Origin of the sequence: Sphingomonas sp. PP-CE-3A-406 (genome assembly GCF_003688625.1) — a bacterium.
Taxonomy (GTDB): Bacteria; Pseudomonadota; Alphaproteobacteria; order Sphingomonadales; family Sphingomonadaceae; genus Sphingomonas.
Window position 1 is genome coordinate 1383258 of record NZ_RCWY01000001.1, and the last position, 26290, is coordinate 1409547.

Genomic DNA, 26290 nt, shown 5'->3' on the forward strand with positions numbered 1-26290 from the left:
GAACCGTGGATGCCGGAACAAGCCCGGCATGACGCAGGATTAGGACCGTGGGTATTCCCTACGCGGTTCAGCCCTTCAACTTGGCCGCGGTCTCCGCGATGCGCTTGCCCTGGTAGCGGGCGCCGTCGAGTTCCGCGGTGCTCGGCATGCGGCTGCCGTCGCCGTCCGAGATCGTCGTCGCGCCGTAGGGCGAGCCGCCGTTGACCGCGTCGACGCCCATCTGCGCCTGGAAGCCATAGTCGAGCCCGACGATCGTCATGCCGTGATGCAGCAGGTTGGTGATGATCGAGAACAAGGTCGTCTCTTGCCCGCCATGCTGGCTCGCGGTCGAGGTGAACGCACCGCCGACCTTGCCGACCAAGGCGCCCGAGAACCACTGGCCACCGGTCGTGTCCCAGAACTGCGCCATCTGCGCAGGCATCCGGCCGAAGCGGGTCGGCGCGCCGACGATGATCGCGTCATACTGTTCGAGCGCGGCGGGACCTTCGATCTCGGCGTGCGCGGTGTCGGTCTTGAAGTGCGCGGCCTCGATGACGGCCTGCGGTGCGGTCTCTGCGACCCGGCGGATATCGACGTCGGCACCCCCGGCCCGCGCGCCCTCGGCGACGGCGTCGGCCATCTGCTCGATGTGGCCGTAGGACGAGTAATACAGCACGAGAACCTTGGTCATATGTGTTTCCTTCGAGTTCCCCTCCCGCTTGCGGGAGGGGTTAGGGGAGGGAAGTTCCGGGCGGGGTCGAGGTAGGAAGCCCCTCCCCCAACCCCTCCCGCAAGCGGGAGGGGAGTATTATTCCGAGTCTACGAGAACGATCTCGGCGTCGTCCTGTGCCGTGATCGTCACCGTCTGGCCGCCCGAGAGCGCCGCTCCGTCGCGTGCGGCAAAGGCGTCGTCGCCGATCGTGATCGCACCGGTCGCGGGCACCAGATAGACGTGGCGACCTTCGCCGATCGCATAGTCGACGCTGTCGCCGGCCTTCAGCGTCGCGGCCAGCACGCGGGCATTCGCGCGGATCGGCAACGCGTCGCCATCACCCTCGAACCCGCTCGCCAGCGTCACGAACTGGCCCGAGCGCTCGCCCTTGGGGAACGGCTTGGCGCCCCAGCTCGGCGCGCCGCCCTTGCGCGAAGGCTCGATCCAGATCTGGAAGATCGTCGTCGTCTCTGGTTCGAGATTATACTCGGCGTGGCGGACGCCGGTGCCGGCGCTCATCACCTGAACGTCGCCCGCCTCGGTACGGCCCTTGTTGCCGAGCGAATCCTGATGCGTGATCGCGCCGCTGCGGACGTAGGTGATGATCTCCATGTCCTGATGTGGGTGCGGCGGGAAGCCCGAATTGGCAGCGATCTGGTCGTCGTTCCACACCCGGATCGCGCCCCAGCCCATCCGCGCGGGATCGTAATAGCTGGCGAACGAGAAATGATGCCGCGCGTTGAGCCAGCCGTGGTCGGCATGGCCGAGGCTGTCGAAGGCGCGGCGGTCTACTTTGCTGAGCGTCGTGGTCGTCATGAGATGTCTCCACTGGTTGATCCCAAGATAGGCGCGGGGATCGCCGCGTAAATAGAAACGGTGGAAACCGATCGTTTCGGTGCTAGCGTGATGGCGAGCTGATCCACCACCCCGGCGAAGGCCGGGGCCCAATTGGCAAGGTCAACATAACGAAGGACTGCGCTTCGTTATCGATGCCTCCCAATTGGGCCCCGGCCTTCGCCGGGGTGGTATATTTCTGATGTTTGCGGAGCCCCCCATGCGCCTGCCCGATCTCGAAGCCTGGGCAATCTTCGCCAGTGTGGTGGAGCATCGCTCGTTCAGCGCGGCCGCCGATGCGGTGGGCTTGAGCAAGGCGACGGTGTCGAAGGCGATCACGCGGCTCGAAGCGCATCTCGGCCAGTCGCTGTTCCACCGCACCTCGCGCAGGCTCGCGCTGACCGAGGCCGGCAAGCCGCTCGCCGAGCATGCCGCGCGTATCCTCGCCGAAGCGCGGGCCGCCGAAGAGTCTGCGCACGACGCCGCCAGCGCGCATACCGGTCGCGTCCGCCTCGCCGCGCCGATGAGCTTCGGCATCACCAACGTCGCGCCGTTGCTCGCCGAGTTTCTCGCCGCGCATCCCGGCATCGAGGTCGACCTGCATCTGTCCGACGCGCGCGTCGATATCGTCGCGGAGGGGTTCGACGTCGCGTTGCGGATCGCCGAGCTGCCCGACAGTTCGCTCCGCGCGCGCCGCCTGTGCACGATCCAGGCGCATCTCGTCGCAGCGCCGCGTTATCTGGCGGCGCACGGAACGCCGACGCATCCGGCGCAACTCGGCGAGCATAAACTGTTCGGCTATTCCAATGTGGTCGGGCCCTGGCGCTTTCACGGCCCCGCCGGCGCGGACGTCTCGGTACGCACGCAGGGCCAGCTTACCGCGAACAGCGGCGAAGCGCTCGTCCCCTCGCTGATCGCCGGCCTCGGCATCGCGCGGCTGCCCGACTTCATCGTCAATGCGCATCTCGCGAGCGGCGCGCTGGTGACGATCCTCGACGATTGGGCGCCCGCGCCGATCGGGCTTCATCTGCTGACTCCACCCAGCCCGTTGCGGCCGGCCAGGGTCGAGGCACTGATCGAATTCCTTGGGCGCCGCCTGCGCGACCGATAGAAATGCGCTGGCGTGGAACTTCCGTTCGCGGGTAATGCTTTCGTCCTGACGCTTTCGCCCCGAAAGGCCTGCATGCTCGAAATAGCACTTTCTTCCGACGCCCCCTGGCCGGGCCAGGGCCCTGGGTATGACTGGGAGGCGCTCGCCTTGCGTGCGGCGACGGCGGCGATCGAGCGGACTCCGCACGGCGAACTGCTGACCAGCGCGGCGACGGTCGAGATCTCGATCCGGCTCGCGTCGGACGACGAGGTCCATACCCTCAACAAGCAGTACCGCCAGAAGGACAAGCCGACCAACGTCCTGTCCTTCCCGATGGTCCAGCCGGACTTGCTGGAGACGATCACCCAGAATTCGGACGACGGCGAGGTCTTGCTCGGCGACATCATCCTCGCGCACGGCGTCTGCGTCGCGGAAGCGGCCGAGCGCGGTATCTCGGTCGAGGATCATGCGATGCATCTGATGGTGCACGGCACGCTGCATCTGCTAGGCTATGACCATATCGACGACGACGAGGCCGAGGGCATGGAGCAGATCGAGCGCGATGCGCTCGCGGCGCTCGGACTCCACGATCCTTACTTGATAACACCCTGATTCCACCACAAAGGACTGACGACCACGATGGCCGATGGCCCCAATGCCGGTAACGGCGATAGTAGCGACAGTATCTGGCGCGGGCTCAAGGGCCTGATCTTCGGTGCTCAAGACGAATCCCTTCGCGACCAGCTCGAGGATGCGATCGACCGGCACGAGGGCGATCCCGCCCCCGATGCAAAGGGCGATCTCACCCCGCTCGAGCGCCAGATGGTCCGCAACCTGCTCCACTTCAGCGAGCGCGACGCGGGCGACGTCGGCGTGCCGCGCGCGGACATCATCGCGGTCGAGGAGGACACGCCGTTCGCCGATCTCGTCAAGCTGTTCGCCGAAGCGGGCCATAGCCGCCTGCCGGTGTACCGCGACAACCTCGATACGATCATCGGCATGGTCCACATCAAGGACGTCTTCAACATCCTCGCGACCGGAGCCGAGCATCCGACGTCGATCGCCGGGCTGATCCGCGAGCCGCTTTATGCGCCGATGTCGCGCGGTGCGCTCGATCTGCTCGCGGACATGCGGCAGAAGCACGTCCATTTGACGATCGTGCTCGACGAATATTCGGGCACCGAAGGGCTCGTGACGTTCGAGGACCTGATCGAGGAGATCGTCGGCGAGGTCGAGGACGAGCATGACGAGGCGCCGCAGGTGCTGATGACGCCGATCGAAGGTGGCGCCTGGGATGCGGATGCGCGCGCCGAGTTGGAGGATGCCGCCGAACTGATCGATCCGCGTCTGGCGGAGGTCGATGGCGATATCGACACGCTGGGCGGGCTGGCGGCCTTGCTGGCGGGGCATGTCCCGCAGATCGGCGAATGCGTCGATCATCCGAGTGGCTGGAAGCTGGAGATCATCGACGCCGACGAACGCCGTATTAATCGCCTGCGCCTGCATCCGCCGGTGGTGCCGGTCGAGGACGACGACTGATACTGCCTCTGCAATGGATCGGCGGGCCTTTTACCCATGATCCATTGCCCCGGCCCTGCCTCCGTTCTAACTTCCCTTCATGCGCAAACACATCCTCATCGTCCTTGGGTTGATCCTGCTCGTGATCGCCGCGGGCGTCACCTATCTCGCCTGGCCCGACACGGCGGAATTGTCGGTCGACCAGGTCGCCGGCAAGCTGCCCAAGATCACCGATCCCCGCATCCAGACGATCCCGACGGTCAAGGTCGCCAAGGTCGTCGGCTGGCAGAACGGCGCGATGCCGACGCCTGCCGCCGGCCTCAAGGTCCAGCCGTTCGCGACCGGACTCGATCACCCGCGCTGGATGTACCGCCTCCCCAATGGCGACGTGCTGGTCGCCGAGACGAACTCGCCCCCGCGCGAGGGCGGCGGGATCACCGGCTGGGTGATGAAGATCCTGATGGGTCGCGCCGGCGCCGGCGTGCCGTCGGCGAACCGCATAACGCTGCTTCGCGACGCGAACGGCGACGGCGTGGCGGAGACGAAATCGGTGTTCATGACCGGCCTCAACTCGCCGTTCGGCATGACGCTGCTCGACGGCCAGCTCTATATCGGCAACACCGACGCGCTCATCCGCGTGCCGTACACCGACGGCGCGACCAAGATCACCGCCAAGCCCGAGCTCGTCATCAAGCTCAACCCCGGCGGCAATCACTGGGCACGCAACGTCATCACCGCTGCCGACGGCAAGACGCTGTACGTCGGCGTCGGCTCGTCGTCGAACATCGCCGAGAATGGCATGGACGCCGAGAAATACCGCGCCAACATCCTGCAGGTCTGGCCGAAGGACAAGAACTGGCGGATCTACGCCGCCGGTCTGCGCAACCCCAACGGCATGGCGATCAACCCCAAGTCGGGCGGGCTGTGGACCGTCGTCAACGAGCGCGACATGCTCGGCTCCGACCTCGCGCCGGATTACCTGACGCAGGTCGAGTTCGGCGATAACTTCGGCTGGCCCTGGTATTATTGGGGCGGCTATCCCGACACCCGCGTCGAGCCGAAAAACCCTGCGCTCCAGCAATATGCCAAGCGTCCCGACTATGCACTCGGACCGCACGTTGCCGCGCTCGGCCTGACCTTCTCCGCGGATGCTAAGCTCGGCGCGAAATTCGCCAACGGCGCGTTCGTCGGCGAGCACGGCTCGTGGAACCGCAAGCCGGTCTCGGGCTACAAGGTCGTCTACGTGCCCTTCGGCGACACTGGCTTCCCGGCGGCGAACGCGAAGCCAGTCGACGTACTCGGCGGGTTCTTGAACAAGGATGGCGACGCGCAAGGTCGTCCGGTCGGCGTCATCACCGACAAGACCGGTGGGCTGCTGGTCGCGGACGACGTCGGCAACGCGATCTGGCGGGTAAGCGCTGGGGGGTGATTTCGGTGGAGGGCGAACCACGACTCCGCCCTCCAACATTATCGTAATGCAGCGCGCATAATCACTAACTCCCCGTCATCCCCGCGAACGCGGGGATCCAGAAGCTCAAGGGTTGTCGATTAACTCGCCAGCTTTGCCAGTATGGGTTCCCGCCTGCGCGGGAATGACGATCCGGGGGGTAGGTCGGCGGTTTCCTGCCAGCGCCTAACGCACCCCCTCACCCCGCTAAAATCCCCCTAGCCTCTTCTAGATCATCCTCGTCGACCATCACGCGGACCGGGATCAGCAACCAGCTGCCCTCCATGATCGACATCCCGCCATCGAACGCGATCGCGGGGATGCCCTCGCTCTCCAGCCGCCCGACGATGATATGCGCCTCGTTGCGCCCGTACCGCCCCAGCTCGACCAGGCTCATGCGCCGACGCGGTCCGGCAGGACGGTGCCGAGCCGCACCGGCAAGCCGTCGATGCTCGCAACTGGCCCCGCCAATTCCTCGGTCCGTTCGGCGTCGGACTGCCTGGCGTGATATTTCGACAGCGTCTGGCGTTCGCTGTCCAGCGTCATGAACGGCACGCCCCAGCCGCAACTCGTCTGCACTTCGTCGACCGCGATCACGAAGATCTGCCGCGTGCCCGGCAACGGCGTGAACTCCGCATATAGCTCGGCCCAGCCATCGTCCTGCGGCAACACCGCGCGGCCCTTGCCGTAGATGCGGAAGATCAGCGCGGGCTGGTCGAACGCGCAGAACATGATCGTAATGCGACCATCGGCGCCCAGATGCGCGTTCGTCTCGTTTCCGGAACCGCCGACGTCGAGATACGCGACCGTCTTTGGATCGAGCACACGAAAGCTGTCCATGCCCTTGGGACTGAGATTGATCCGCGCGCCTTCCGCGGCTGTCGCAACGAAGAATACCGGCTGCCGCATCACGAACGCGCGATGATCGTCGGTGAGCGCGGGGAAGAAGTCCATCGTTCGGCTCCGAATTGACGCGCGTCGTCAACGCGCATACTTTGTGCGCATGAAACATGATCCCATCGCCACCGGCAAGCGCAAATCGGTGAACCTGTCGCTCGATACCGGTATCGTCGCGGCTGCACGCGAGGCCGGAATCAACCTGTCACAAGTCAGCGAAATCGCGATCCGCGCGGCGGCAAAACGCGTGCAAGAAGAAAAATGGCGCGAGGAGCATCGCGACTGGATCACGGCAAACAACGCCTGGATCGAAGAAAATGGCCTGCCGCTCGATCGATATCGACTGGCCTGATGGCGCGATTCGACGTCTACCCCGCACCCGAAGGGGGGTATTGGCTCGACTGCCAGTCTAATTTGCTGTCGGACCTGAACAGTCGTTTCATCGTACCGCTCAGGCTGTATGCCGATATGCCGGGGGGCGATCGACGGCTAAACCCGGTCTTCGCAATCCACGGCACCGAATACGTCATGCAAACGCACCTCGCAGCCGCGATCTCAGTGAAACTGTTGTCCGAGCCAATCGTCTCGCTGGTCGAGAACGAATACCGCATTGGCAGCGCGATCGACATACTAACGGGCAGCTACTGAAGAACCTTAAGCCGCCGTCCCACCGACCGTAAGCCCATCGACCAGCAACGTCGGCTGGCCCACACCCGCCGGCACCGACTGGCCTCCCTTGCCGCAGATCCCGATACCCTCGTCGAGCGCGAAGTCGTTACCGATCCCGCCCACCTTGGTCAGCGAACTCGGACCGTCGCCGATCAGCGTCGCGCCCTTGATCGGCGCACCGAGCTTGCCGTCCTCAATCAGATACGCCTCGGTGCAGCTGAACACGAACTTGCCCGAGACGATATCGACCTGCCCGCCGCCGAAGGCTTTGGCGAAGATACCCTTCTTCACGCGCGACAGCAGCTCGGCCGGGTCGTCGTTGCCCGCTTTCATGAAGGTGTTGGTCATCCGCGGCATCGGTGCGTGCGCATAGCTTTCGCGCCGGCCGTTGCCGGTCGCCTCGACACCCATCAGCCGTGCGTTGAGGCGATCCTGCATATAGCCCTTGAGGATGCCGTCCTCGATCAGCACGGTCTCGCGCGTCGGCGTGCCCTCGTCGTCGATCGTCAGCGACCCGCGGCGATCCTGCAGCGATCCGTCGTCGACCACCGTCACGCCCTCGGCCGCGACGCGCTCGCCGATGCGGCCCGAGAAGGCCGACGTGCCCTTGCGATTGAAATCGCCCTCGAGCCCGTGACCGATCGCCTCGTGCAGCAGGATGCCGGGCCAGCCATTGCCGAGCAACACGGTCATCTCGCCGGCTGGTGCCGCGATCGAGTCGAGGTTGACCAGCGCCTGCGACAACGCCTCGTCGATCGCGCGATTGTACGTCGCCGGCTCGAACAGGTCGTTGTAGAGATAGCGGCCGCCGATCCCGTAGCTGCCCGTCTCGCGACGGCCATTCTGCTCGGCGACGATCGACACGTTGAGCCGGACCAACGGCCGCACATCGGTCGCGACGAAGCCATCTGCGCGGACGATCTCGACCACGGACCACGTCCCGGACAAGCTGACCGATACCTGCGCCACGCGAGGATCGCGCGCGCGGGCGGCGGCGTCGATCGTCTGGCACAAGTTCACCTTGTCGGCGAACGGCACGAGGTCGAGCGGATCGGCGGCGGTGTAGCGGCGCTGGTTGGTGCCCTGCGGCGGACCGGCCTTCGCGGCGACACCGGGTTCGATCAGCGCCATCGTCTCGGCGGCGCGACGGATCGCGGCGGGGGTCATCTCGTTCGAATGCGCGAACGCCGTCATCTCACCCGAGACGGCGCGCAGGCCAAAGCCCGAGCTTGTATCGTAGGAGGCGGTCTTCAGCCGGCCATCGTCGAACCCGAACGCCTCGGCCTTGCGATACTGGAGATACAGCTCGCCGTCATCGGCCTTGCCGAGCGCCTTGGCGGTCAGCGCCTGCGCCTGTTCGGGGTCCAGGGTATCGCGGTAGAGAAACGAACGGGGGTCTGCTGCTATCGTCATCCGATAGATATAAGAGGCTTAGCGCCCTGCGCCATCCCCGTGGTCGCGCAAAGTCGACTGGTCCGCGCCATCAGCGGCACCGCCGACGAGAATGAAGCGCCGGTCGCAATAGCCGCAATCGACGTATCCCGTCTCGTCGATCTGCAACCAGACGCGCGGATGGCCGAGCGCTGCACCGCCGGGAATGTCGGTGGCGCCGTCGCAGGCGACGCGGGCGTGGGTGACGCGGATGGTTTCGAGCGGCGGATGCATGCAGGGGCGATAGCAAGCGCGGGCGGGCCGGGCAATTGCTTCTTCTGCGTGGGCCGGCGGAATAGAAGTAAGAATGGGTTCGCGCAGAGGCGCAGAGAGTGCGGAGATGTTCCGCTTGTCGCGGAGCGACCTTTCATATCATCTACAGCCGAGCAGATAGTGGCGTCTCCCGACTGACAGGCTTGATACAACTCCTCCAGGCTCTCTGCGCCTTTGCGCGAACCGATCTTCTTTGATCGTCAGGGGATGACCCGCCTTGCGGCCGCCGCTATGCCGCTGGCATGACCGAAGCCGCCATCGCCATCAAGAACCTTTGCAAGACCTACGCGCCCGTAGGCACGGCGCCGCCCAAGCGTGCGCTCGACGACGTGACGTTCGACGTGCCCCGCGGCCAGATCTTCGGCCTGCTCGGCCCGAACGGTGCGGGGAAGTCGACGCTGATCAACATCCTTGCCGGGCTCGTCAACAAGACCGACGGCAGCGCGGCGATCTGGGGATTCGACATCGACGAACACCCGCGCAACGCCAAGGCGTCGATCGGGATCGTCAACCAGGAAATCCTGTTCGACCCGTTCTTCTCGCCGTTCGAGACGCTGGAAATCCAGGGCGGGCTCTACGGCGTCCCCAAGGCAAAGCGCCGCACCATGGAGTTGCTGCGCGCGGTGCATCTGGAGGACAAGGCGCACGCCTATGCGCGCACGCTGTCGGGCGGGATGAAGCGGCGGTTGATGGTGGCGAAAGCGATGGTCCACTCGCCGCCCGTCCTCGTCCTCGACGAGCCGACCGCGGGCGTCGACATCGAACTGCGCCAACAGCTCTGGACCTATGTCCGCAGCCTCAACCAGGCCGGCGTGACGGTGGTGCTCACCACGCATTATCTCGAGGAAGCCGAGGAACTCTGCGACCGGATCGCGATCATCAACAACGGTCGGCTGATCGCGAACGAACCGACGCGCGAACTGGTCGGCAAGGCGCAGGAGAAGATCGTCGCGGTCACCGTCGACCGCGACGTCACCGACATCCCGGCGAATGCCTGTTTCCAGAAGATCGCGCTGAAGGGCACGCGGACGCTGGAGATCACCTACAAGAAGGACCGCGTGAACGCAGGCGAAGTCCTGGCCGCGGTCCAGTCCGTCGGGTTCGGGATCGTCGACGTCTCGACCAAGGAACCCGATCTCGAGGACGTCTTCCTCAGCCTGACGCGCGCCGCCAACGCCTGACTCAGTGGCAGACCGCGGGGCGTGCGGGTCCCGACGCCTTGTACGTCAGGATGAATTCGGAATGGCCCAGCTCTTCGGACTTGGTCTGCGCGCCGTTCGCGATGCCGACGATCAGGTCGACGATCTCGGCGCCGACCTCGTCCAGCGTACCGCGCCCCTCGAGGATGCGGCCGGCGTCGACATCCATGTCGTCGGCCATCCGGCGATAGGTGTCGGGATTGGCGCAGATCTTCACCACCGGCGAGATCGCCGAGCCAACCACCGAGCCGCGGCCGGTGACGAACAGGTTGATATGCGCGCCGCTCGCCATCAGTTCGCCGATCTCGGCATTGTCGACGATGTTGGGAAAGCCGAACTTCGGATCGCCCGGCGGCACCACGTCGAGCAGATAGAGTCCCGGCCCCGGCACCAGTTCGGCGGGGTCGATCACGCCATCGATCGCGCGGCTGCCCGACTTGGCATAAGCGCCGGCGGATTTCTCCTCCTGGCTCGACAACCCACCCTCGGCATTGCCGGGTGCAAAGCTGCCATAGCCCATCGCGCGGTAATAGAGCTCGGCCTTGTGGACCGACGCAATCAGCGCGTCCGCCACCGCGGGTGTCGCGGCGCGGCTCGCCATATGGCCTTCGCAGCCGATCATCTCGCCGGTTTCTTCGAAGATGCACGCCGCACCCGCGTCGATCAGCGTATCGAAGGCGCGGCCGACCGCCGGGTTGCCGGTGATCCCGCTGGTCCCGTCGGACCCGCCGCAGATCGTGCCGATCACCAGCTCGGACATTGCCATCGGCACACGGCGCGCGCGCGCGTCGGCTTCGGCACGGACGCGTTCGACCGCCGCCATGCCCGCCGCGATCGCCGGGCCGGTGCCGCCGACCTGCTGGATCACCACGGTCTCGACCGGACGACCCTGCTCCCGCGCGTTCGCGCCGAGCAGTTCGCGGTTGAAGCTTTCGCAGCCGAGCGACAGCAACACGACGCCACCGACATTGGGGTGCGTGGTCAGCGCCTTCATCATCGCCAGCGCGTAGTCGTTGGGATAGCAGCCCGGAAAGCCGATCAGCTGGACGCGCGGATCGTCGATCTTGTCGACGATCCGGCGCGCGACGTGATGCGCGCATTCGACCAGGTACACGACCACGATGGCATTGCGGATGCCCTTGCGACCATCGGCGCGCAGCCAGCCGGTCATCATCCCGTCGTTCTGGGCCACATAGTTCTGGGCCCCAGTGGTCTGGACCCCAAAGGCCTGCACCGCGTCGTTCATGAATGATCTCCTGCCGCGTCACGCAGGTGCGCGGGGATATAGTCGCTTTGCATATTATGCATGTGCACCCAGCCGCCCGCGGGCACGTCCGCCGTGGCCGACCCGATCGGCATGCCATATTTGACGATCTTGTCGCGCGTTTTCAAGGACGAGACTGCGATCTTATGACCGAGATCGACCTTTTCGGTGATCGCCAGCGTGGTGCCCTCGACCACGATCGTCTCGCCGGAGATCAGGTTGCGGCAGGCTACCGCGACATTGTCGCTGGGCGACAGGCGGATCGCGGCGGCAGTCATGCCGTCAACTCCGGCACCGGCGCATCGCCGCGCAGCAGCCCTTCGGTGCGCAAGTCATCCCAGAACGCCGGCGGGATCGCCGCGTGATACAGGTCGACCGTCTGCGCCACGCGCGCCGCGCTGCCGATGCCCGGAATGACGCTGGCGACGAGCGGATGCGCGAGCACGAACGCGAGCGCGGCGGCGGGCAGAGCGACGGCGTGGCGGTCCGCAATCGCCTCGATTCCGCGCACGCGTGCCAGCACGTGGTCGGGCGCGGGACCGTAATCATAGTGGATCGTGCCGCCGCGCCGCGTGCCAGTCGCGAGGATGCCGCTGTTGTATGGGCCACCGATCACGATCGACGTCCCCGCCGCCTCGCACGCCGGGAACAGTGCATCGAGCGCATCCTGTTCGAGCAATGTATAGCGCCCGGCGAGCAGGATCGCGTCGAGCCGTGCCTCCGCCATCACGTCGAGGCAGACCTGGATTTCGTTGACGCCGATGCCGAAGCCCGTGATCGTGCCTTCGTCGCGCAGCCGCTCGAGTGCTTTCAACCCGCCACCGGCGGTCAGTTGCTGCCAATAGCCGTCCGCGGCGTCGCCATGCGTGTACCGCCCGATGTCGTGGACATAGAGCAGGTCGATCTTCGCTACGCCCAGCCGCTGCAGGCTGTGCTCGTGGCTGCGCAGGATGCCGTCATGCGTGTAGTCGTAGCGCATGCGGAACGGCATCGGCGATCGGAAGCCGTCGCGTTCGCGGTCGTCGGTGATCGAGGCATCGGGATCCATCAACCGGCCGACCTTGGTCGAGACGACGGTATCCGGCTGCAACCGCAGCGCATCGCCGACGCGCCGTTCGGACAGCCCGCGGCCATAATGCGGCGCGGTGTCGACATAGCGCAGCCCCGCGGCGAGCGCGGCATCGACCGCGGCGCGCGCATCGGAGTCGGCGACCGGCGCGTAGAGATTGCCGAGCGAGGCGGCACCGAAGCCGAGTTCGGGCACCGACAGCGCGGTGCGGCCGATCGTCCGGTGGGGAATATGCGTCAAAGGTCCAGGTCCAGTCGATAGATGCGGTTGGCGTTGCGGCCCCACAGATCGGCGCGCTCGTCGTCGCTGCGGTCGGCGAGCAGGGCCTCATAGGCGCCGAGCGTCTCGTCCAGCGTCGCGAACAGGCGGTCGGTGGGGAAATTGGTGGCGACCATCACGCGCCGGGTGCCGAACAGCTCGATCACCTCCGCGACGATGTCGGCAAAGGCGGCGGGGTCGAACGGCGCGTGGATGAAGCCGGCGCCCGACAGCTTGATCGACACCTGCGGCATCGCCGCCAGCGCGGTAATCCCGGCGCGCCATTGCTCGAGCCCGTCGCCGGGGATCGGCAGCCCGAGATGATTGACGACGACGGGAACGCTCGGGTGGAGCGCGGCGATCTCGACCAGCCCGGCAAGCTGCGCGGGAAAGCCGTGGAAATCGTAGCTGAGCGCGTGATCGGCGAGCAGGCCAAAGCCGCGTCGCCAGGCCGGATCGATCGTCAGGTCGCGCGGATAGGCTTGCCGCACGGCGTCGGGGTGCCAGTTGACGAGATGGCGGATGCCGCGGACGCGCGGTCGCGCCGCCTGCCGGGCCAGCAGCGCCTCGACGTCGGGATCGTCGAGTTCGACGCGTGCGATGATCGCATCGGGCAGACCCTGCGTGTCGGCGACCGCGTTGAGCCAGTCGGTCTCGCGCTCGCCGTCGTCGCGGTGCGCGCCGGCGTCGATGTGCACCGCGCCGACCAGGTTCCACGCCGCCGCCGCCGCGCGGTGGTGCGCGACCGTATAGGTGGCGGCGATCGGCGCGGTGTCGGGCTCGTCGAGCCAGGGATAGCGCAGGCCATCCCTGTCCCAGAGGTGCAGATGCGCATCGACGAACGGCGGTCGGGTCATCCTAGTTGCGCGGCTGCCAGGCGACGAAATCCTGGCGCTGCTCGCCGAGTTTCTCGATGCCGAGCGTGACGACGTCGCCCGCCCTGAGATACCGGGGCTCGGGCTTCTGGCCCATGCCGACGCCCGGCGGCGTGCCGGTGGTGATGATGTCGCCGGGCTCCAGCGTCATGAACTGCGAGCAATAGGCGACGATCTCGGCGACCGAGAAGATCATCGTCTTCGTGCTGCCGTCCTGCATCCGCTTGCCGTTGACGTCGAGCCACATCGACAGGTTCTGCGGATCGCCCACTTCGTCGGCGGTGACGAGCCACGGGCCGACCGGGCCGAAGGTGGGGAAGCCCTTGCCCTTGTCCCAGGTCGCGCCGCGCTCGATCTGCCAATGCCGCTCGGAGACGTCGTTGACCACGAGGTAGCCGGCGACATGCGCGAGTGCGTCGGCGGTTTCGACGTATTCGGCGCGGGTGCCGATGACGATGCCGAGTTCGACTTCCCAGTCGGTCTTCTTCGAATCGCGCGGGATGACGACGGGATCGTTCGCGCCCTGCAGACAGCTGACCCATTTGTTGAAGACGACTGGCTCCGCCGGGATCGGCAGGTTCGATTCGGCGGCGTGATCGGCGTAGTTCAGCCCGATCGCGATGAATTTGCGCGTGCCCGATACCGGCACGCCGTAGCGCTGCTCGCCCTCGACCAGCGGCAGCGTGGCGGGGTCGATCGCGGCGAGCTTTGCCAGCGATTCGGGCGAAAGCGTCTCAGCGGCGATGTCGGCGTGACCGGTCAGCGCGCGCAGGCGGCCGTCGGCATCGATCAGGCCCGGCTGTTCGTTTCCGGGCGTGCCATAGCGACAGAGTTTCATAGATTATCCTTTGCAGAAACCAGAATGGAGCGATCGATCTTGGCGATCGTGTTGACGCCGGTGAGCGTCATCGCGACGCGCATTTCCTTTTCGATCAGGTCGAGCAGTTGGGTCACGCCCGCCTCGCCGCGCGCGGCCAGCGCATAGAGCCACGCGCGCCCGAGCAGGACACCGTGTGCGCCCAGCGCGAGCATCCGCACGACGTCGAGACCCGAGCGCACGCCCGAATCCGCCAGCACGGTCAGCCGGTCGCCGACCGCATCGGCGATAGCCGGCAGCGCGCGTGCGGTCGACAGCACGCCGTCGAGCTGGCGGCCACCGTGGTTCGAGACGACGATCCCGTCCGCGCCGACATCGGCGGCGGCGCGCGCGTCGTCGGGGTCGAGAATGCCCTTGATGATCAGCGGACCGTCCCACGCTGCGCGGATCCAGTCGAGATCGCGCCACTGGATCGACGGATCAAAATTGGCGCCGAGCCAGCCCATGTAATCGTTCATGCCGCTAGCGTTGCCGAGCACCGGCTCCAGATTGCCGAGCCGGTGCGGACGACCACGCAGGCCGACGTCCCACGCCCAGCCCGGCCGTCCGATCGCCTGCAGCATTCGGCGCAGTGGCGCACGTGGCCCGGACATGCCCGAATGCGCGTCGCGGTAGCGGGCGCCCGGTACCGGCATGTCGACCGTGAACACCAGCGCCTCCGCGCCTGCCGCCTTGGCGTTCGCGATCAGTTCGCGCATGAAACCACGGTCGCGCAGGACGTAGAGTTGGAACCACAACGGTCCGTCGGTGGCGCGCCGGACCTCGTCGATCCCGCACAGCCCGACGGTCGAGAGCGTGAACGGCAGGCCGCGCGCGTTGGCGGCGCGCGCCGCCTGAGTCTCGCCGCGACGGCGATACATGCCGCCGATCCCGATCGGTGCGAGCGCCACCGGCAGCGGCATCTGCCGGCCGAACAAGGTGGTCGACAGATCGATCGTCGCGACGTCCTGCAACACCCGCTGGCGCAGCGCGATGTCGGCGAGATCCGCGGTGTTACGCCGCAGCGTCTGCTCGGCATACGCGCCGCCGTCCGCATAATCGAACAGGAAGCGCGGCAGCCGTGCCTTCGCCGCACGCTGGAAATCGAGGGTCGAGGCGATCGTCACCATCGCATCAGGCCATGCACCAGCCGCCGTCGATCACGTGCAACTGCCCGGTGGTGTAGGCGCTCTCGTCCGATGCGAGATACAGCGCGAGCGCCGCGACCTCGTCGGCCTTGCCGAGCCGGCCCATCGGCTGACGTGCAATGAACGCGGCGCGCGCCGCCGCCTCGTCGCCGGTCGCCGCGAGCCGCTCGTCGAGCGACGGCGACTGCACCGTGCCCGGGCAGATCGCGTTGCAGCGGATACCCTTGGCGACATAGTCGAGCGCGACCGAGCGGGTGATCCCGGCCACCGCGGCCTTAGAGGCGCAATAGGCGTAGCGGTTGCCGACGCCGATCACCGCGCCGGCGACCGAGGACATGTTGACGATCGAGCCACCGCCGCGCGCGATCATCGCCGGCAGCAACGCGGTCAGCATGTGGGTGATCGCGTGGACGTTGAGGTCGAACGACAGGTCGTAGCCCGCGTCGGCGGTCTCCAGCAGCACGCCTGCATCGACATAGCCGGCGCAGTTGAACAGCACGTCGACCCCGCCGGCGCTCTCGGCGAATGCTCTGATGGCCCCGCGATCGGTCAGGTCGATGACATGCGTGGTGCATCCGGCGAGATCGGCGAGCGTTGCCGCGTTGCGATCGAGCGCGAGCACCTCGGCGCCCTCCGCGGCGAACAGTTCCGCCGCGGCGCGCCCGATACCCTGGCCGGCACCGGTTACGATCGCGCGCTTGCCCTTCAGTCTATCCACGTCGTCTTTCCTTTCAGATCGATGCCCGCGCGGTCGCGCCGCGGGCGTACAGTGCAAAGGCGAATACGCCTGCGAAACACGCGGCCGGCACCAGCATCGCATGCGTGATTCCGGCGCGATCCGAGACCCAGCCCATCAGCGCGGTCAGCGCCGCCCCGCCGATGATCGCCATGATGATCAACGACGAACCCGCCTTGCGCAGCGGCCCCAGACCCTCGACGCCGAGCGCGAAGATCGTCGGGAACTGGATCGACATGAACAGGCTGGCCGCGACCATCGCGTACAGGCCGATCGTGCCGCCGACGACGCCTGCGAACACCGCCAGCAGCAGCGAGATCGCCGAGAAAATCGCCAGCAAGACGACCGGCGCAAGCCGCGCCATCAGCGCGGTGCCGACGAAGCGGCCCGCCGCAAACAGCACCAGCGACACGAACAGCGCATCGGCCCCGGCGCGTTCGCCCATGCCAGCGTTCGCCTGCGCATAGCGGATCGTATAGCTCCACAGCCCAACCTGCGCGCCGACGTAGAAGAACTGCGCGACGACCGCCGCGATCAGCTGCGGGCGGCGGAACACATCGGTGAATCGACCCGTCGGGCCCTGATCATGCTCGACGCTGCCGCGCGGGAACGGGACCAGCGCGGCGGCGACCGCGAACAGCAGCACGACCCCGGCGATCGCGACATAGGGCATCACCACCGCCTGCACTTCGGCGCGGTAGAACGCGTCGCGCGCCGCATCGCTCATCGCGGCCAGGCTGCGCTCGTTATGCTCGATCCCCGACAGGATGAAATTGCGCCCGACCAGGATTCCGGTGATCGCACCGAGCGGGTTGGCCGCCTGCGCCCAGTTGAGCCGCCGCGTCGCGGTGCGCGGATCGCCCAGTTCGGTCATCAACGGGTTGGCCGATGTCTCGAGAAAGGCGAGACCGCAGGCGATCACGAACAGTGCAAGCAGGAACAGCTGGTACATGCCGGCGACAGCGGCGGGATAGAACAGCAATGCGCCGCACCCGTACAGCGTCAGCCCGGTGACGATCGCGGTCTTGTAACCGAAGCGCCGCATCACCGACGAGGCCGGGATCGCGACGACGAAATAGCCGAAATAGAAGACCTGCTGGACGAAGCTGGTGCCGAAGTCCGAGAGCGCGAACGCCTTGCGGAATTGCGCGATCAGGATGTCGTTCAGGTTGTTCGCCATCCCCCACAGGAAGAACAGCGCGACGGTAATGACGAGCGCCGCGACATAGCGTCCGCCGTCCGCGCCGCCCGTCGAACGCGGGGCGTGGTGAGGATCGGCCGGGTGAGAATCGATCATCGGCGGCAAGGCCATCCTGTCTCTCCAGTCTCGATCGTTGCGACGCCGCGGAGGCCATCGATAAACGTGTGGCAGCGAAACACCGCCTCCACACATGCGAGATCATATTTTCACAAGCGAGAGCTAACCGAGCACTTCGCCTTTGGCAACCTCTTCCCTGGAAACCACGCCCACAGGACGCGCGGATCCCGTCGATGGCAGCCTCTAACCGGCTTGGTCGCCGAGCGAATATATGCGGCGCATTGGGACCCATTTTTCCCCATCACCGGCGCACGACAGCGGGCGTTGGAAATGGTCCATCGCCGCCTCCCAGCGCGTATCGACCGCCCTCCCCTCCGCGTCGAGGTCGCGTGGCCAGTAGTCGGCGACCTGTGCGATCATCACCAGGCGATCGGCGACACGCCAGATTTCCATGTCGGTGAAGCCCTTGTCACGGATACCCCGCGTCACCTCGGGCCAGACCGCGCCCGGCGCATGCGCCCGCTCATAGTCGGCGATCAGATCCGCATCATCGACAAGATCGAGCGCAAAACACACGCGACGAGACATTTTTCTCTCCTCAATTCCGGCGACGGCGATAACCGGAAATTCGAATTTTGATTGCACATATGATAGGCTGGTCTCATTCTGCGTCAATCAGCCGGTCGTTGTGGAGCAGGCGCCCTGCCCTCGGCGCGCGACCAGCGACGCAGAATGACATAGTGGAGGAAGCAATGAAGGCATTGGTCTGCACGGCGCCCAACGCGGCGCGGATAGAAGACCGGCCGACGCCCCAGCGCGGCGATGGCCAGGTCCTGCTGCGGATGCGGCGGGTCGGGATCTGCGGCACCGACTATCATATCTTCGACGGCAGCCAGCCGTTCTTCACCTATCCCCGCCTGATCGGCCACGAGCTCGCCGGCGAGGTGATCGACGCGCCCGCGGACAGCGGGCTGACACCCGGCCAGATCGTGACGGTCAATCCCTACATCGCGTGCGGCACCTGCGTCGCGTGCCGGCGGGGTCGACCCAATTGCTGCGCGCGGATCAGCGTGCTCGGCGTGCATGCCGATGGCGGCATGACCGAAGTGCTCGCGGTGCCGGTCGGTTCGATCGTGACGACCGAGGGCCTCACCGTCGATCAGGCGGCGATGGTCGAATTCCTCGCGATTGGCGCGCACGCGGTCCGCCGCGCCGCGATCGAACCGGGCACGCGCGTGCTGGTTACCGGGGCGGGACCGATCGGGATCGGCTGCGCGCTGTTCGCGCGGATCGCCGGCGCCGGTTCCGTCACGCTGCTGGATCGCAGCGCAAAGCGTCTCGCGACGGCGGCGGATCGGTTCGGTTTCGATGACGGCGTCGTCGCCGGCCCGGATGCGACCGCCGCGCTGGCGGATCGAACGGACGGCGAGATGTTCGACTATGTGTTCGACGCGACGGGCAGCAGCCAGGCGATGAAGGCGGGGCTGTTCACCGTCGCCAACGCCGGCACCTATGTGCTGGTCGGCCTGTGCCTCGACGATCTGGTCTTCCCCGACCCCGAATTCCACAAGCGCGAGACGACCCTGCTCGCCAGCCGCAACGCGCTCGCGGCGGATTTCGATCATGTCATCGCGTCGATCCGCAACGGCTCTGTGCCGGCCGACCGGTTCCTGACCGACCGGGTCGATCTCGACGATGCGCCTCTCGCGATCCCGGCGCTGATCGCCCGACAGGAGGATGTGTTGAAGGCGATCGTCACCATCTGAGTTCCCGAATGGATTGAGAGCCGGAGACCGCGCCCTGCCCGCGCGCTTCCTTGGCGGGGCGGTTGCGGCTAGACATCAACGCCAGAACGGGGGGTGAGGAAACGATGGCGAAGCAGGAGGGGGACGCGGCGCAGCGCAAGGGCAATTACAATGCGCCCGCGCTCGACAAGGCGTTCCTGATCATCGAACTTCTCGCCAACAACCCGCAGGGGCTGCTGGCGAGCGAGATGGCGACCGCGCTGCAACGCTCGCTCGGCGAGTTGTTCCGCATCGTCGTGGTCATGGAAGAGGCAGGCTATCTGCAGAAATCCAAGGTCACCGACCGCTATACCGTGACCTACAAGTTCCTCGACGTCGCCTATCGCGCCACCCCCGCGCGCAAGCTGGTCGTCACCGCGCAGCCCGAGATGCAGATGCTCGCCGCCGCGATCGGCCAGTCCTGCCATCTCGTCGTGGTGCAACGCGCCGAAGGGCTCGTCATCGCGCGCGAGGAAAATCCCGGCGTGCGCGGCTTCGCGTTGCGCGTCGGGGCGTCGATCGATCTGGTGCGCAGCTGTTCGGGCAGCGTCATCCTGGCCTTCACGCCCGAGGATGCGGCGGAACGGCTGCTGGCGCGCGCCTCCGCGCTGCGCAAGGAGCCGGTCGGGCACGCCGCGCTGGCCAAGACGCTCCGGCAGGTTCGCGCGCAGGGCCACGGTCTGCGCGAAAGCCCGGTGACGCGCGGCGTGACCGATATCAGCTGCCCGATCTTCGGCTTCGACGGCGAACTGCTCGCGGCGCTGACGGTGCCGTTTCTGGAGTTGCTCGACGGCTCGCAACTCGTTTCGATCGAGGACGCGTGTGCCGAACTCAAGCAGACCGGGCAGCGCATCTCGGTCGCATTGGGGTGGCAGCCGCCCCGCGACGCCTGAGGCGACGCGCCGGCAGTAGCAAAACCGGGTCGGCGCGCATCACGGGTTAGCGCAATTCCAGCGCGACGATCTGGTCCCACGCCTTGCCCAGCGGCGGCAGACCCGACAGTTCGATCCGGCGCTTGCCCGCCGTGACCTTTACCGGTTCCCCGCCGTCGAACAGCCGTGCGGACGCGACCCTGCCCCGCATCGGCGCATCGATCGGCAGCGTGACCCGCCCGTCGTGCGCGCGCATCAGATGGACATACACCGTCTTGCCACGCTGCGTGGTGACGCCCCAGTCCCCCGGCGCGATCGGCCCGCCGCGCGTGCCGTAGATGGCCTTGCCGTGCGCGGTCATCCATTCGCCGATCGTACGGAAGGTCGCCAGGTTTTCAGGCTGGATCTCGCCGTTCGGCATCGGTCCGGTGTTGAGCAGGAAATTGGCGTTGCGCCCTGCCGCCCCAACCAGCGTGCGCACCAGCGTTTCGGGCGACTTGTACTTGTCGTCGACGAGATTGAATCCCCAACTGCCGTTCATCGTCTCCGACATCTCGAGCGGCAGTGAGCCGACCGCCGACGGGTCGCTGTAGCCCATCGTGTTCTGCCCGGGCAGGTCGCGCTCGAAGGTCTGGTAATCCTCGCCCGGGAAAGGCGCGTGATGGTGGTTGTTGACGATCAGCGCGGCGGGTTGCAGCGCGTGGATCAGGCGATAGGTCCGGTCGAGCCGCCAGCGATCGCGCAGTGACGTCTTCTCCTGGTCCCACCAGCCATCGAACCAGATGCCACCGATTGGGCCGTATTGCGTCAGCAGCTCGCGGAGCTGCGCATCCTGATAGTCGAGATATTTCTCCCAATCGCCCGATTCCGGGCGGCCGGTGGTGTGCCCGGTCTGGCCACGCGGAAAATAGTCGGGGTTATGCCAGTCGAGCTGCGAGTAATAGAAGAACAGCTTCACGCCCTGCCGTCGGCATGCGGCCGCCAGTTCGGCGATCGGATCCCGCGCGAACGGCGTTGCCTTGACCACGTTGTACGGCGAGACCGTGCTGCCGAACATCGCGAAGCCGTCGTGATGCTTGCTGGTGACGACGATGTAGCGCGCGCCCGCAGCCTTGAACGATCCGACCCAGGCATCGGCATCGAACTTCGCCGGGTTGAAGAACTTGGCCAGCCGCGCGTATTTGTCGGCCGGAATCTTGTTCTCCTGCATGATCCACTCGGCCAGCCCGGGCGAACCACCGCCGCCGAGCTCGCTGTACAGCCCCCAGTGCAGGAACACGCCGAACTTCGCATCCTGGAACCACCGGCGCGCCTCGAGATTGACGGCGGTCGGTGAATACGTCGGTGTCGCCGGAGGGCTCGCAATAGCTTTAGGCGGGGACGGCGGGGTGGCTGCCGATTGCGCGAAAACGCTACCGGACAGGCCGATCGCGGACAGCATCACCAGGGCGCGCCGCATGGACTTTTTCGAGCAGTTCACCGCGGTCTCCCTCACGAGTTTCTCGATAGTATCGCGGCGTTCCAGCATGCCGCAACGCTTCATCCAATCCGACCACGGACGCCTCGGCTGCGGAAAGTTGCGCCCTATTGGCGGCATCGACGCCTTGCTGACCAGACAGTCCCACCGAAAAACATTGGAAGAACCGCCTAACCCGCTTATCGGGCGCTGCCCTTGGCCCGCACCTTCGTCTGCGCAGGCCGTTTGAACCAGAAGCTCCAGACGCTCAACGTCCCGAGCAGGCCTAGAACGAGACCCGACAGCGTCATCACAAGGCGGTAGCCGAGCCCGCCGACCTTGGCGGCGTGGAGCGGATACAGGATATTGTACGCAGCCACGACGTTCGCCAGCGAGCCTGCATCACGCGCACCGATCAGACGACCGTCATCGGCCGCGAACCATAGCGTTGTCCGCCCGTTCGGCAGCCATTCCTGCGGCCGCTTCATGCGGATCGTGATGAGCCCGCTCTCCTTGCGCGGCAGCGACAGGCTGCGCAGTTCGGCGTCGGGAAAGCGCGCGCGCGCCGCGACGATCATGCCCCGCCAGTCGAGATGATCGGCGAGCGCGACCTTGGGCCCCTTCGGCGGCTTCAATGCCGCGTCGATCGTCGCCGGCGCGCTGGGGCCGAGGAACAGCGCGCTGATCGGCCGGAACACCAATGTCGCGCCGGTCAGCAGCGACAGGATCAGCAACGGTGCGGCAACGATCCCCAGATCGCGGTGGTGCCGGACGATCGCCGGACGACTGAGACGCTTTGGCAACGGGCGGAACGCGAACGTCTTGCGCGTCCGCCACCACAGGATCGTCCCCGTGATCACGAAAAACAGCCCCGCCACGCCCGCGATGCCGATGATCGTCTCGCCGGTGTCGCCCGAAAGCAGATGATGGTGCAGGTCGAACAGCCACAATTCAGGGCGCGCCCATTGGCTCTGCCACTGGCTGACGATCGTGCCCGCCTGATCTGTATAGGCGCCTGCCCCCTTGCCGAAATCGAGCCGGTCGAGCCCGAGATTGGCGTTGGCGAAGGTAATGCTCTGCGGGCGCGTCGTGGGATCGGCCATCAGTCGCTCGGTGGTCGCGGCGAGGATGCGCGTGCTCTGGATCTGCGCGTCGCCGGCATGCGGCAGCAAGATCCACGCATCGCGGTGGACCAGGATGGCGCCGGTCAGCCCGAGCAGCGCAAGGACCAGCCCTAGGAAACCGCCAGCCCAGCGGTGCAGCGTATCGAGCAGCGCCATCCTAGAACCACACGTCCCAGCCGAGCGTGAAATTGCGCCCGCGTCCGGAGAAGAAATGCGCGTTGTCGGTCGGCCGCACCGTGTCGCTGTAATAATCGATGTAGAAATGGTCGAAGATGTTCTGCGCGCTCAGCGTCAGCGCGCCGATCGGCAAGGCATATCGTATCGAGGCGTCGGTGATATTGTAGCCGCTGAAGTCGTTTGCGGCGGGCAACCCGGCATATTTGCGCGCGAGGTAGAATTGCTGCTGCACGCGCGCGGACACCTTGCCGCGGACATAGCTCGCCGCGAGGTTGAGGCGATCGGGCGAGATGTTCGCACCGTCCAGATCGATATCGACCTTGCCGTCGTCGTTCGAGTCGGTGCGGCCGACGAGATGCGCGAACCCGGTCGACAGAGTCAGGCCCGGCAGCGGCATCCTCGCCTCCAGATTGACCTCGATGCCCTGTATTTCGACGCGCTGGCGTTGCGCCTCGTACGCGCCGCCCGTGAACACCAGCACCTGTCCGCGCGTGCTGGTCGACCAGAAATAGGTCGCGCTCGCGTTCATCGGTCCGCGCTTCACCTCGACGCCCAACTCACGGTTGTTCGACACGATCGGCGCGATGTCGACATAGCTGTCGAGGTCGACCCCGTCGCGGTTGATCGCGCGCGAGATGCGGCCGACGTCGGGCACCGTAAAGCCCTGCGCGTAGCTGCCATAGGCGCGGATGCCGGGGATAGGCTCGACGATGACGCCGCCATTGAACAACGCCTTGCTGAAGCTAGGACTGCCGCCGGCGACCGCGTGGCTGCCGTACGAGGCGAGCGTGGTGTAGTCGTCGATGACGATCTTCACGTTCTCGTAGCGCGCACCGCCGGCGATCCGGACGACCTTGTCGAACAGCGCGAGGTTGACCTGGCCGAACGGCGCGAGGCTGCGGAAGTCGGCGGGTGGGACCCAGACGCGGTCGGTCGCGATCAGGCGTTGCTCGGTGCGATCGTACAGCGCGTCGAAGCCGAGCGTGGCGGTCAGCGCCTCGAAGCCGGGAACGCCGCGTTCGTAGCTGAACTTGCCGCCATATTTGCGCGAGCGGTTCTGCGACTGGTCGAACAGCGTGCCGACCGGTGCGAGCCGCACGTCCTGGAACGTCGCGATCGGCGCGACCTCCCCGCCGAACGTATCGCGCGACCGGTTGAAGAAGACCTGGGTGACGAGGTTGCCGCCCCACAGATCAGGATCGGTCAGCGACAGCGCGATGCTCTCGGTGCGGTTCTCGGCAGGGTCGCCCGGCGGCGTGCCGCGTACCGACGTGGTCGGCAGGTTCGTGCGGAAATTTCCGTTGCTGGCGATGTAGTTGCCGCCGCCCTTCAGCTCGAACCGGTTGGCGATCAGATCGATCCGTGCGGTATCGGTCAGCGCGTAGCCGGCGCGTGCGAACACCGACCAGCTGCGGGAGTCCTGCGTTTCGCCTTGGGTCAGGTCGGTGCCAACGCGGTTGCCGTGGCCGTCGTAGAACGCACCGCGCTTGTCGTACGCGCCGCCCGCCATCACGTCGAAGCGCCCCGATTTCCACGCGAGCAGTCCGGCGACCTTGCCACCGTTGCCGTCGCCGCTGAAGCCGGTATCGGTCGTCCCCTGCACCAGCGCGCGGCCCGACAGACCTTCGGTGCGCGGCGGCTGCACGGTCACCTGGTTGACGATCCCGCCGGTGCCGCCTATCCCCTGCAACGCGTTCGAGCCGTAGATCAGTTCGACCCGGTCGATGAAGAACGGATCGATCGTGAAGCCGTCGCGCGATCCATCGCGTAGCGGCGTCGACTGCGGGATGCCGTTGATCGCATAGAGCGGCGAGCGCCCGCGCAACGTCTCGCCCGCGCCCGACAGCTTCTGCCGCGTCGGCGAGAAGGACGGCGTCAGGTTCGACACCGCATCGACCACCGACCCGCCGATCGCGACCTGCTGGTCGAGCGCGGCGCGGTCGATCACGTCGATCGTCAGCGGCAGCGCGTTGGGCGGCAGGATGCTGCGGGTCGCACTGACGATGATATCCGCGGGGACATCCGCAGGCCGAGCGTCGGTATCGTCCCCCGCCGGCGTGAGGATCGCCTGCGCGCAAACCGGCGAGGTCGTACCGACGATCGGCAAAGCCAGTAGAGTGAAAAGCCCAAACCGCATGATGTCCCCCGAATGGGGACGCCCCTACGCGACAGGATACGCTAATGCAAATCGTTCGCATATGTCGTTGTTTTGGCTGGCGTCATTAATGTATATCAAGCCCCCCCCCCGCACTGGCATTCGGGGCGTGCAGTCCAAAGCACAAAGCGGACACCCGTTCATGTCGCTCGGCGGGCGGTGCATCGTGTCAACGTCCAGACGGGAATCGGGTACGGTTCGTCCGCAGGATGGCTCGACAAGGGGGCGGAATCGCCATAAATCAGGCCGAAATATCCTTGCCTACGACCTGATCAACCACAGCAGCGCTTGTGCTTTTTCCCCGACCCGCAAGGGCACGGATCGTTGCGCCCGACTTTCGATGCCGTCGTCGTCAGCGCATCGAGCGACGTCGTGCCGGCGAGGCGCGTACGCACCACGTACAGTAGCTGGACGGCTTCTGTGAGCGCCGACGCGGCACCATCCTGCAGCGCGTTGATCTCCACGCTGTCGAGGTCGCTCTCGTCGCGCGCGACCGCGATCAGCGTCGTCAATTCCGACCACGGCGCTGCGCTTTCAGCGTCGCCGGCCATCGCCTCCCAGGCGTTCGGACGTAGTGCGATCGCCTCGGCGAAGCCGTCGATCCAATATTCCCAAAGAACCTCGCCATCGCGCTCGTCGACGTCGAAGATCGGCTGAAGCTTGCCGCGGACGAGATCGCGCGCGATCTCTTCGCGTCGCGCCGCCACCGCGTCGGCGAACCATTGCACGTCCAGCGGGTCCTCGAACGGCGCGACGCCGTCGACGTCCGTTCCCCACACGATGGTCATCCACTCGCCTGGGGGGATCGCCTCCGGGCAAATCAGCAGCCCGGTGAGGAAGCCGTCGAGCTCGGTAAGCAGCATCGGCTCCTCGACGGCGAGATCGGCGAGTGCACCATCGAGGCGCCGGAAGCGCGACGGGAATCGTTTCACAGGCGGATGTCGCGTCGGCGCATCTCGGCCCCCGCCATCTCGCGCAGCGGCGTCGGATCGCCTGCGGCAAAGATGTCGGCGAGGTCGAGCAGATCCTCGTCGCCAAGCGCTTTCACCGACGCCTCTACCGCCGCAAGGCGCTCGAGCGCCCGCCCCGTCTCCGTCGCGCGCCGCTTGGTTCGTATCTTGAGCATGGACGTCCGCTAGCAGGATAAACCGGAAGTTACACTGTCCGACCCCGCGTAAGATTAGCCGAACGCCGGTTTGCGGACATCCC

29 protein-coding genes are annotated in these 26290 nt (G+C 66.3%); 9 read left to right on the forward strand and 20 right to left on the reverse strand.

Features of this window, described 5'->3' with window-relative positions:
* Window positions 1–67 precede the first annotated feature (67 nt).
* The gene (gene wrbA, locus C8J44_RS06080; RefSeq protein ID WP_121903669.1) at window positions 68–670 is read right to left on the reverse strand and encodes an NAD(P)H:quinone oxidoreductase; all 603 of its coding nucleotides are present in this window, start codon (window positions 668–670) and stop codon (window positions 68–70) included.
* 117 nt (window positions 671–787) lie between these two features.
* The gene (locus C8J44_RS06085; RefSeq protein WP_121903670.1) at window positions 788–1507 is read right to left on the reverse strand and encodes a pirin family protein; all 720 of its coding nucleotides are present in this window, start codon (window positions 1505–1507) and stop codon (window positions 788–790) included.
* Window positions 1508–1745: 238 nt separating this feature from the next.
* Between C8J44_RS06085 and C8J44_RS06090 the strand changes: the two genes are divergently transcribed.
* From C8J44_RS06090 to C8J44_RS06105, 4 genes are all read left to right on the forward strand, one after another.
* Entirely contained in the window at window positions 1746–2636 is an 891-nt protein-coding gene (locus C8J44_RS06090; RefSeq protein WP_121903671.1) for a LysR family transcriptional regulator, read from the forward strand.
* 72 nt (window positions 2637–2708) lie between these two features.
* Complete coding sequence (gene ybeY, locus C8J44_RS06095; RefSeq protein WP_121903882.1) at window positions 2709–3227, forward strand: rRNA maturation RNase YbeY; 519 nt, start codon at window positions 2709–2711, stop codon at window positions 3225–3227.
* A gap of 27 nt (window positions 3228–3254) precedes the next feature.
* Window positions 3255–4154 (forward strand): hemolysin family protein, encoded by a 900-nt coding sequence (locus tag C8J44_RS06100; RefSeq protein ID WP_120299875.1) that lies wholly within the window; start codon window positions 3255–3257, stop codon window positions 4152–4154.
* A gap of 79 nt (window positions 4155–4233) precedes the next feature.
* Window positions 4234–5562 (forward strand): sorbosone dehydrogenase family protein, encoded by a 1329-nt coding sequence (locus C8J44_RS06105; RefSeq protein WP_121903672.1) that lies wholly within the window; start codon window positions 4234–4236, stop codon window positions 5560–5562.
* A gap of 217 nt (window positions 5563–5779) precedes the next feature.
* Here the strand turns inward: C8J44_RS06105 and C8J44_RS06110 are convergent, their stop codons facing one another.
* Together C8J44_RS06110 and C8J44_RS06115 are read right to left on the reverse strand one after the other, a co-directional pair.
* Complete coding sequence (locus C8J44_RS06110) at window positions 5780–5977, reverse strand: DUF2007 domain-containing protein (RefSeq protein WP_121903673.1); 198 nt, start codon at window positions 5975–5977, stop codon at window positions 5780–5782.
* The gene (locus C8J44_RS06115) at window positions 5974–6534 is read right to left on the reverse strand and encodes a pyridoxamine 5'-phosphate oxidase family protein (protein WP_121903674.1); all 561 of its coding nucleotides are present in this window, start codon (window positions 6532–6534) and stop codon (window positions 5974–5976) included. Before C8J44_RS06115 ends, C8J44_RS06110 begins: the two co-directional genes overlap by 4 nt.
* A 49-nt stretch (window positions 6535–6583) precedes the next feature.
* Between C8J44_RS06115 and C8J44_RS06120 the strand changes: the two genes are divergently transcribed.
* Both C8J44_RS06120 and C8J44_RS06125 read left to right on the forward strand, forming a co-directional pair.
* Window positions 6584–6829, forward strand: a complete 246-nt coding sequence (locus C8J44_RS06120) for a type II toxin-antitoxin system CcdA family antitoxin (RefSeq protein WP_121903675.1) — start codon at window positions 6584–6586, stop codon at window positions 6827–6829.
* Window positions 6829–7125: a CcdB family protein gene (locus C8J44_RS06125; RefSeq protein ID WP_183128707.1), complete on the forward strand. Its 297-nt coding sequence runs from the start codon at window positions 6829–6831 to the stop codon at window positions 7123–7125. Before C8J44_RS06120 ends, C8J44_RS06125 begins: the two co-directional genes overlap by 1 nt.
* Window positions 7126–7131: 6 nt before the next feature.
* Here C8J44_RS06125 and tldD read toward each other — a convergent pair whose 3' ends face one another.
* Complete coding sequence (tldD, locus tag C8J44_RS06130) at window positions 7132–8559, reverse strand: metalloprotease TldD (protein ID WP_121903677.1); 1428 nt, start codon at window positions 8557–8559, stop codon at window positions 7132–7134.
* An 18-nt stretch (window positions 8560–8577) separates the two neighbouring features.
* Window positions 8578–8811 carry a zinc-finger domain-containing protein gene (locus tag C8J44_RS06135; RefSeq protein ID WP_121903678.1) on the reverse strand — a complete coding sequence of 78 codons (234 nt, stop codon included), beginning with the start codon at window positions 8809–8811 and terminating at the stop codon, window positions 8578–8580.
* A 281-nt stretch (window positions 8812–9092) separates the two neighbouring features.
* On the opposite strand from C8J44_RS06135, the gene C8J44_RS06140 reads away from it, so the two are divergent.
* Window positions 9093–10031, forward strand: coding sequence for an ABC transporter ATP-binding protein (locus C8J44_RS06140; protein ID WP_121903679.1), 939 nt, complete (start codon window positions 9093–9095; stop codon window positions 10029–10031).
* Between the two features lies 1 nt (window position 10032).
* Here C8J44_RS06140 and C8J44_RS06145 read toward each other — a convergent pair whose 3' ends face one another.
* The 9 genes from C8J44_RS06145 to C8J44_RS06185 form a co-directional block, all read right to left on the reverse strand.
* Complete coding sequence (locus C8J44_RS06145) at window positions 10033–11223, reverse strand: UxaA family hydrolase (RefSeq protein WP_121903883.1); 1191 nt, start codon at window positions 11221–11223, stop codon at window positions 10033–10035.
* A 68-nt stretch (window positions 11224–11291) separates the two neighbouring features.
* On the reverse strand, window positions 11292–11591 hold the full coding sequence (locus C8J44_RS06150; RefSeq protein WP_121903680.1) for a UxaA family hydrolase: 300 nt from the start codon (window positions 11589–11591) through the stop codon (window positions 11292–11294).
* Window positions 11588–12622 (reverse strand): aldo/keto reductase, encoded by a 1035-nt coding sequence (locus C8J44_RS06155; RefSeq protein WP_121903681.1) that lies wholly within the window; start codon window positions 12620–12622, stop codon window positions 11588–11590. Before C8J44_RS06155 ends, C8J44_RS06150 begins: the two co-directional genes overlap by 4 nt.
* Window positions 12619–13497 carry an amidohydrolase gene (locus tag C8J44_RS06160; RefSeq protein WP_121903682.1) on the reverse strand — a complete coding sequence of 293 codons (879 nt, stop codon included), beginning with the start codon at window positions 13495–13497 and terminating at the stop codon, window positions 12619–12621. Before C8J44_RS06160 ends, C8J44_RS06155 begins: the two co-directional genes overlap by 4 nt.
* 1 nt (window position 13498) lies before the next feature.
* Window positions 13499–14353 (reverse strand): fumarylacetoacetate hydrolase family protein, encoded by an 855-nt coding sequence (locus C8J44_RS06165; protein WP_121903683.1) that lies wholly within the window; start codon window positions 14351–14353, stop codon window positions 13499–13501.
* Entirely contained in the window at window positions 14350–15498 is a 1149-nt protein-coding gene (gene lldD / locus C8J44_RS06170; RefSeq protein ID WP_121903884.1) for an FMN-dependent L-lactate dehydrogenase LldD, read from the reverse strand. The genes C8J44_RS06165 and lldD overlap by 4 nt, the downstream gene beginning before the upstream one ends.
* A 7-nt stretch (window positions 15499–15505) precedes the next feature.
* A complete protein-coding gene (locus C8J44_RS06175; RefSeq protein ID WP_121903684.1) occupies window positions 15506–16237 on the reverse strand; it encodes an SDR family oxidoreductase in 732 nt (243 codons plus the stop codon).
* A gap of 13 nt (window positions 16238–16250) precedes the next feature.
* The gene (gene fucP, locus C8J44_RS06180; protein WP_121903885.1) at window positions 16251–17552 is read right to left on the reverse strand and encodes an L-fucose:H+ symporter permease; all 1302 of its coding nucleotides are present in this window, start codon (window positions 17550–17552) and stop codon (window positions 16251–16253) included.
* A 204-nt stretch (window positions 17553–17756) separates the two neighbouring features.
* Window positions 17757–18101 carry an L-rhamnose mutarotase gene (locus C8J44_RS06185; protein ID WP_121903685.1) on the reverse strand — a complete coding sequence of 115 codons (345 nt, stop codon included), beginning with the start codon at window positions 18099–18101 and terminating at the stop codon, window positions 17757–17759.
* 164 nt (window positions 18102–18265) lie between these two features.
* Between C8J44_RS06185 and C8J44_RS06190 the strand changes: the two genes are divergently transcribed.
* Both C8J44_RS06190 and C8J44_RS06195 read left to right on the forward strand, forming a co-directional pair.
* Complete coding sequence (locus C8J44_RS06190; RefSeq protein WP_121903686.1) at window positions 18266–19279, forward strand: zinc-binding alcohol dehydrogenase family protein; 1014 nt, start codon at window positions 18266–18268, stop codon at window positions 19277–19279.
* Window positions 19280–19383: 104 nt separating this feature from the next.
* Window positions 19384–20190 carry an IclR family transcriptional regulator gene (locus C8J44_RS06195; RefSeq protein ID WP_121903687.1) on the forward strand — a complete coding sequence of 269 codons (807 nt, stop codon included), beginning with the start codon at window positions 19384–19386 and terminating at the stop codon, window positions 20188–20190.
* Between the two features lie 46 nt (window positions 20191–20236).
* On the opposite strand, the gene C8J44_RS06200 is transcribed toward C8J44_RS06195, so the two are convergent.
* The 5 genes from C8J44_RS06200 to C8J44_RS06220 all read right to left on the reverse strand — a co-directional run bounded on the left by C8J44_RS06200 (window position 20237) and on the right by C8J44_RS06220 (window position 26207).
* Window positions 20237–21628, reverse strand: coding sequence for an alpha-L-fucosidase (locus C8J44_RS06200; protein WP_220683083.1), 1392 nt, complete (start codon window positions 21626–21628; stop codon window positions 20237–20239).
* 197 nt (window positions 21629–21825) lie between these two features.
* A complete protein-coding gene (locus C8J44_RS06205; RefSeq protein WP_121903688.1) occupies window positions 21826–22905 on the reverse strand; it encodes a PepSY domain-containing protein in 1080 nt (359 codons plus the stop codon).
* 1 nt (window position 22906) lies between these two features.
* Window positions 22907–25063, reverse strand: coding sequence for a TonB-dependent receptor (locus tag C8J44_RS06210; RefSeq protein WP_121903689.1), 2157 nt, complete (start codon window positions 25061–25063; stop codon window positions 22907–22909).
* Window positions 25064–25353: 290 nt separating this feature from the next.
* Window positions 25354–26013 carry a UPF0149 family protein gene (locus tag C8J44_RS06215; protein WP_121903690.1) on the reverse strand — a complete coding sequence of 220 codons (660 nt, stop codon included), beginning with the start codon at window positions 26011–26013 and terminating at the stop codon, window positions 25354–25356.
* On the reverse strand, window positions 26010–26207 hold the full coding sequence (locus C8J44_RS06220) for a hypothetical protein (protein ID WP_121903691.1): 198 nt from the start codon (window positions 26205–26207) through the stop codon (window positions 26010–26012). Before C8J44_RS06220 ends, C8J44_RS06215 begins: the two co-directional genes overlap by 4 nt.
* Window positions 26208–26290 lie beyond the last annotated feature (83 nt).